This is a genomic window from Streptomyces niveiscabiei (assembly GCF_001419795.1).
GTDB classification, from domain to species: domain Bacteria; phylum Actinomycetota; class Actinomycetes; order Streptomycetales; family Streptomycetaceae; genus Streptomyces; species Streptomyces niveiscabiei.
Map to the genome: position 1 here is coordinate 1 of NZ_LIRL01000723.1, position 5,071 is coordinate 5,071.

At 71.3% G+C, this 5,071-nt stretch carries 3 protein-coding genes; 1 reads left to right on the forward strand and 2 read right to left on the reverse strand.

What is annotated here, in order from left to right; all coding sequences use genetic code 11:
- Positions 1 to 2,458: hypothetical protein (locus tag AOK24_RS31755; RefSeq protein ID WP_240554231.1), on the reverse strand; the 2,458-nt coding region annotated here is incomplete at its 3' end.
- 164 nt (positions 2,459 to 2,622) lie between these two features.
- The gene (locus AOK24_RS31760; protein ID WP_055723483.1) at positions 2,623 to 3,291 is read right to left on the reverse strand and encodes a helix-turn-helix transcriptional regulator; all 669 of its coding nucleotides are present in this window, start codon (positions 3,289 to 3,291) and stop codon (positions 2,623 to 2,625) included.
- Positions 3,292 to 3,516: 225 nt separating this feature from the next.
- On the opposite strand from AOK24_RS31760, the gene AOK24_RS31765 reads away from it, so the two are divergent.
- Complete coding sequence (locus AOK24_RS31765; protein WP_240554232.1) at positions 3,517 to 4,911, forward strand: COG1470 family protein; 1,395 nt, start codon at positions 3,517 to 3,519, stop codon at positions 4,909 to 4,911.
- Positions 4,912 to 5,071 lie beyond the last annotated feature (160 nt).

Below are 5,071 nucleotides of genomic sequence, written 5' to 3' on the forward strand. Positions count from 1 at the left end.
GAGCCGGCGGGGTGGGCCGAGGGGTCGGCGAGGTCGGAGGCGTGGGCGACGGAGTGGGCGTGGGCGAAGGAACCGGCTCCGGCCTCACCGGCACGACGGTCCGCCCGTTGTTGTCGTTCGGCTGCGGATCGAGCACGGTCCCGGTGACCGTCCAGTCGATGGGCGCGTCCCCGACGGTGACCCCGGTGACGGTGACCGTCACCCGCACGGTCTCCCCGGGCGGCACCACTCCGACGTCGCACTGGAGCGAGGCGGCGTCACAACTCCCCCCGGGATACGTCAGACCGGTGATCTGCACCCCGGCGGGCGGCACGACCGTCAACGTCGTCCCCGGCGATGCGGCGGGCCCGTTGTTGACGAGGTCGACCCCGATGGTCGTGGACGTCCCGACGGTGACCGTCGGCACGGTCCCGGGCGCCTTGACGGCGAGGTCCACCGACTGCTGAACGCTGGGCTCCTTCTGCCGCCCGTCCAACTGCGAGGTCAGCGAGGTCACTTCACCGCTGGCGATGTCCAATATCCGCAGCTTCTCAGGGCTGTTGGCGTCGACGGCCTCCCGCGACGAGAACACGAGCGACTTCCCGTCGGCGGACCAGGCGGCGTCACGCGGCTGGTGCGGCCCGGTGAAGGTCGTGTCCGGCAGCTGGGAGCCGCACCCCGGGGCCCCGGCGGGCAGCAGTACGCGGCACCCGGTGCCCGAAAGGGACGTCAGCAGCAGCCCGTTGCGCTCGTCGACGGCGCCGCCGCCGTTCTTCCGGTTGAAGACGATGCTGAGCCCGTCCGGCGAGAACGCCGGGCTGTCGTCGATGACGCGGCAGTCGCCGGGGCAGGCGGCGATGCTCAAGTCCCGTTGCTGGGAAAGGTTGTTCACCGGCACGGTCCAGATGTGCTTGTTGCCGCCGCCCCCCTCGATGACCTCGCTGCGGGTGAACGCGAGGGTCTTCCCGTCGGAGGACCAGGTGGGTTGCGCATCGCGGCCGGTCTGCTCGCCCTCGGGCGGGGTGATCTGCCCGGTGATCGTGCCGGTCGCCGCGTCGGCGATGAGGATGCGACTGGGGTTTCCGACGCCACCGGGCGTCGTACGGGTGAAGGCGAGGAACTTGCCGTCCGGGGAGAACGTCGGGTCGGTGTCCCAGTCGGTGGGTTCGCGCCCGCCGAGCGGAATGGTCCGCTCGTTCGTGCCGTCCGCGTCGGTGATCAGGATGCGTTCGACGCGGTTCGGCGCGGTCCCCTCGAAGCGGGTGACGACGATCCGGCGGCCGTCGGGCGAGTAGTTCTGCCGTTCCGTCCACGGGTCGAAGTCCGGCCCCGGCTGGAACAGCGGGTCCTTGGTGGGGTCGGTGTTGGTGTCGGCGGCCGGATCCTCTTTCAGGATCACCAGGTTGAGGTCGCGCGGGTCGATGCCGTCGGAGCGGATGTCCTGGAGGGTCACGGTGTTCGGGGTGGCGGCCGTGGTGTGCTCGACGATCGCGTGGCCGCCGTTCGTGGGCCCGGACCAGGTCGGGGTCCGCAGCTCGCGGTCCTCCTGGTTCAGCACGTCGGGTTCCTCGTCGGAGTGCGCCACCGAGCTGAACAGGTGGTCGCGGTTGCCCTCGCAGTCGCAGGTGATCTCGGGGCTGAGGAAGATCACGCCGTTCCCGTCGGGCTTCCAGGCCACCGAATGGCCGCGCCACTGCGCGTAGTTGCCCGCGAGGAGCGTCTCGTCACCGCCGCCGTTCGCGTTGACGACCCGCAGCCGCCCCACGCCGTCGGTCGTCGCGGTGTACGCGATCCAGTTCCGGTTCGTGTCGTCGTCCGCGGGGTTCCACGCGGGTTCGGACGCCGCGCCGTTCGCCGCGAAGGTGATCTGGTTCGCGTAACCGCCGTCCAGGGGACGGACGTAGATCTGCGGACCACCCAGCGCGGCATCGCTGACGTACGCGATGCGCTCGCCGTCCGGGGAGACCGTCGGGTCCGTCTCGTTCGCGGGCGAGTCCGTGAGCCGCCTGGGTGTGCCGCCGTCCGTCCCTACGATCCACAGGTCGCGCTGCGTCGTCCCCGCGTCGAACACCACGGACTCGCCGTCCGGCGTCAACTGCGGATGCGCCGCGTCCATGCCGGTGGTGAGCTTGCGTACGGAGCCGTCCGCCGTGCGCAGGTAGATCTGCGGGGTCTTCTCGTCGCGCAGGCTCGCGAACACCAACTGGTCGCCGCGCGCGGAGGGTTGGGTGTCGTAGTGCACGGCGCCCTTGCCGGACACCGGGGTGCTGGAGGTGGGGCTCTGGACATCGCCGAGGCTGCGGTGCCGGGTGCCCGCGTACGCGATCCGGGTGTCCCCGGCGGCGGTCACGCCCACGCCGGGTTCGGCACTGCCCTGCCCGGAGGCGGCCGTCAGTGTGAGCAGCGGGATCAGCAGCAGCAGTGCCGCGCCGATCCTCCCCGGGCGCCAGCGCCCTCCCGGGCCGGCGGTGCTCGTCAAGGTCCACCTCACAGTTCGGTACGACGCGGCTCTCCCGCCGCCAGCCTGCTCCCGCCGCCCCGGCGGCACCAGGTCCTGGCGGCCGTACCCGGGGGAAACGCCCCCTGCTCTTTCGGGCACCGCGCGCGTGCACGGGCCGCCGGACCGGCCCGTCACGCGTGCGGTCAGATCAGCCCGTTGCGCAGCGCGTAGCCCACCGCGTGGGCGCGGTTGCGCAGTTGGAGCCGGGTGGTTATCTCGTGCAGGACGTTCTTGACGGTGCGTTCGGAGTACGACGTCTTGCGCGCGATCTCGGCGGTGTCGAGCCCCTCGGAGACCAGGCGCAGCATGTCCGCCTCACGCGTGGTGAGCGTGGACAGCGAGACGCCCCGGGGATCGAGCGCCGCCCGTTGCAGACTCCCCACGTGGGCGAGGAGTTCGCCCAGCAGGTCGCCCGGGAGAACACCCTCGCCGTTGGCCAGGGCCGTGACGAGGTGGACGAGGCGGTCCTGGTCGGCCTCGGCGCGGCGCAGGACCGCTGTGACCCCGCACTCGACGACGCGTTGCAGCGCGCCCGAGCCGAGGGTGCCGACGACCAGGCCGGTACGGGTGGCGGTGTTGTGGCGCAGCCGCTGGAGGAGGGCGGCGACGTCGTCGTCGACGGAGTCGACGACCACCAGCGAGATGTCCGCCGAATCGGCGTCCGCGTCGTCGACGAAGGCGACTTCGGGCCGTTGGCGTAACTGCTGGACGACACCGACACGCAGGACCGGGTCGGCGGCGTACACGGCGACGGTCACCGGCCGGCGGGTGCCTGCGGTGCGCTGAGCCGGGTACTCATGGACAGATGTCATGGCAGGGCTGTTCTCCTCTGCGCGCGGCGTGTGGGAGGTGCGTGGTCACTGGTGTGTGGGGGAAACCTGATGAGACGCCTGATGAGGCAGCGCCCGACGGGCCGCTTAATAAGAAGGGGGGCATCGGCGGCTCCCCTCGGCGGTCACCGCGCGGGCATCACGACTGCCCGGACACTGCCCTCGCGCCCCTCGCGGCCCACGTCTACGCGTCCCTAGCGTGGTCGGGTGACCCCTTCTCCAGCCTCTTCCGGTCCCGGCGCGCCCGGCCTCGACATCCCGGTGGTGACGGTCGCGCCCGGCTCCGTCGCCACGACCACCCTGACCGTCCGCAACGACAGCGACATCGTCGAGGCGTACAGCCTGGAGGTCGTCGGGGACTGCGCCGCGTGGAGCGCCGTCGAGCCCGCACGGGTCTCCTTGTACCCGGGGACCTCCGAGACGGTGACGATCACGCTCTCGCCGCCGCGCTCCCCGGAGATCCGGGCCGGTGAACGGCCGTTCGCGGTACGGGTGTTGCCCGCCGAGCACCCCGAGGCGGTGCGCGTCCCCGAGGGGACCGTCCGGATCGGGGAGTTCCACGAGCTGGAGACCGAGCTGGTGCCGAGGCGCCGGCGGGGCTGGCTGCGCGGACGCTACCGGCTCGCCGTCCGCAACCAGGGCAATACGCCGGTCCAGGTGGAGTTCACGCCCGGCCAGCCCGGCGAGGAACTGGGCTTCGCCTTCGACCCCGAGCGCCCGAAGCTGGAGCCCGGCGAGTCCGTCGAGGTCGGCCTGCGGGTCCGCACCGGCAAGCCCGTCTGGTTCGGCGCGCCCGCCGTCTGGCCCTTCACCCTGACGACGACGGAGGTCGCCCCCGAGCCGGCCGACGCGAGCGGGACGGGTACGCAGGAGCAGACGCGTACGGAGCAGACGCCCACCGAAGAGGACGTCGTCCCCCGCGCGCCCCTGGACGCCGAGTTCGTCCAGATCCCGATCTTCCCCAAGTGGCTGCTGGCCCTGCTCGCCCTGCTCATCGCCCTGATCCTGCTCTGGTTCACCCTCGTACGCCCCGCCGTGCGCAGCGCCGCCAAGGACGCGGCCAAGGAGGCCGTCCAGCCCCGCCCCGCCCCCACGTCCGGCGCGACCCCAGGACAGGACACCGGCGGCACCGGCACCGCGCCGGGCGGCCAGGGAACCGCAGGCCAGGGCAGCGGAAACGGCCAGGGCGGCACGGGCACCGGAACGGGAACGGGTACCGGCACGGGCAGCGGAACCGGCGGCGGCGAACAGACCTCCCAGACCATCGAGGTCAAGGCGAACGCGGGTCAGACCGTCCCCGGCGTCTACACGGTCCCCGCGAACACGATCTTCCGCGTCACGGACGTCGTCATCGCCAACTTCCAGGGCGACGAAGGGGTGTTGACCTTCTCCTTCGGCAACCGCAAGATCACCACGATCGCGCTGGAGACCTTCCGCAACCAGGACTACCACTGGGTCACCCCCATCGAGATCCCCGCGAACGACACCGTGACCGTAGAGGTGACCTGCGCCAAGCCGGGCACCCCGGCAACCGGCCAGCGCGCCGCCGGCTGCAACGAGGTCCTCAACGTCAGCGGCGTGCTCACCCGTACAACGCCGTAACCGGAGCCACACCTCGGCTCATTCTCGATCGGTACAGACCAAACACAAAACCCCGCACACCCAGTAAGTCCAAAAATCAACAACTCCGGTCCGAAAAAAGACTCCTGACACCCACTGATACGGCTGTGGCGGCACCCAGACCCCCCACAGCCGTATCAGT